General features: G+C 51.8%; 1 rRNA gene. It reads right to left on the bottom strand.

Annotation, left to right across the window (positions count from 1 at the left end):
- Positions 1–2123: ribosomal RNA gene (locus ACY2RR_RS24370) — 23S ribosomal RNA — on the bottom strand; the annotation flags it as partial.
- Positions 2124–2168: the final 45 nt, after the last annotated feature.

The raw sequence follows: 2168 nt of genomic DNA on the forward strand, positions 1-2168 counted from the left end.
TCACGCTTCAAAGCCTCCCAGCTATCCTACACAAGTAATGTCAAAGTCCAGTGTGAAGCTGTAGTAAAGGTTCACGGGGTCTTTCCGTCTAGCCGCGGATACACAGCATCTTCACTGCGATTTCAATTTCACTGAGTCTCGGGTGGAGACAGCGTGGCCATCGTTACGCCATTCGTGCAGGTCGGAACTTACCCGACAAGGAATTTCGCTACCTTAGGACCGTTATAGTTACGGCCGCCGTTTACCGGGGCTTCGATCAAGAGCTTCTCCGAAGATAACCCCATCAATTAACCTTCCGGCACCGGGCAGGCGTCACACCGTATACGTCCACTTTCGTGTTGGCACAGTGCTATGTTTTTAATAAACAGTCGCAGCCACCTGGTTACTTCGACCAGCCTCAGCTTAGGGAGCAAGTCCCATCACCAAAGCCGGCGTACCTTCTCCCGAAGTTACGGTACCATTTTGCCTAGTTCCTTCACCCGAGTTCTCTCAAGCGCCTTGGTATTCTCTACCTGACCACCTGTGTCGGTTTGGGGTACGGTTCGTTGTGACCTGACGCTTAGAAGGTTTTCCTGGAAGCATGGCATCAACCACTTCGTCCAAAAGAGGACTCGTCATCAGCTCTCGGCCTTGGGGAACCGGATTTGCCTGATTCCCCAGCCTACCACCTTAAACAGGGACAACCATCGCCCTGCTGGCCTAGCCTTCTCCGTCACTCCATCGCAGTCACAACAAGTACAGGAATATTAACCTGTTTCCCATCGATTACAGCTTTCGCTCTCACCTTAGGGGCCGACTCACTCTGCGCCGATTAGCGTTGCGCAGAAACCCTTGGTCTTCCGGCGGGGGAGCCTCTCACTCCCCTTATCGTTACTCATGTCAGCATTCGCACTTGTGATACCTCCAGCAAGCTTCTCAACTCACCTTCAACGGCTTACACAACGCTCCCCTACCACCAGTATCCTAAGATACTGATCCGCAGCTTCGGTACATGATTTGAGCCCCGTTACATCTTCCGCGCGGGCCGACTCGACTAGTGAGCTATTACGCTTTCTTTAAAGGGTGGCTGCTTCTAAGCCAACCTCCTAGCTGTTTTAGCCTTCCCACATCGTTTCCCACTTAATCATGTTTAGGGACCTTAGCTGGCGGTCTGGGTTGTTTCCCTCTTGACGACGGACGTTAGCACCCGCCGTCTGTCTCCTATGCTCGTACTCCACGGTATTCGGAGTTTGCATCGGGTTGGTAAGTCGGGATGACCCCCTAGCCGACACAGTGCTCTACCCCCGTGGGTAATACATAAGGCGCTACCTAAATAGCTTTCGGGGAGAACCAGCTATCTCCGGGCTTGATTAGCCTTTCACTCCGATCCACAAGTCATCCGCTGGCTTTTCAACGACAGTCGGTTCGGTCCTCCAGTTGGTGTTACCCAACCTTCAACCTGCCCATGGATAGATCGCCCGGTTTCGGGTCTACACCTTGCAACTGCACGCCCTATTAAGACTCGGTTTCCCTACGGCTTCCCTAAACGGTTAACCTTGCTACAAAATGTAAGTCGCTGACCCATTATACAAAAGGTACGCAGTCACAGAACAAGTCTGCTCCCACTGCTTGTACGCACACGGTTTCAGGGTCTATTTCACTCCCCTCAACGGGGTTCTTTTCGCCTTTCCCTCACGGTACTGGTTCACTATCGGTCAGTCAGTAGTATTTAGCCTTGGAGGATGGTCCCCCCATCTTCAGACAACATAACACGTGTGTCGTCCTACTTAATACGTCGATGCTCGTCTTCGTGTACGGGGCTATCACCCACTATGGCGGCACTTTCCAGAGCCTTCCACTAACTCGCATCGCTCGGCTGGTCCCCGTTCGCTCGCCGCTACTAGGGGAATCTCGGTTGATTTCTTTTCCTCCGGGTACTTAGATGTTTCAGTTCCCCGGGTTCGCCTCTCTAAACCTATGTATTCAGTTAAGAGATACCTGTCTTATGACAGGTGGGTTTCCCCATTCGGACATTCTTGGATCACAGCTCGTTTATCAGCTTCCCAAGACTTTTCGCAGATTACCACGTCCTTCATCGCCTCTGACTGCCAAGGCATCCACCGTGTGCGCTTAGTCACTTGACCATATAACCCAAAGAAATCTTCAAGTTGATCAAATAACGCGTTTTT

Source organism: Parendozoicomonas sp. 2304DJ65-17, assembly GCF_058148445.1.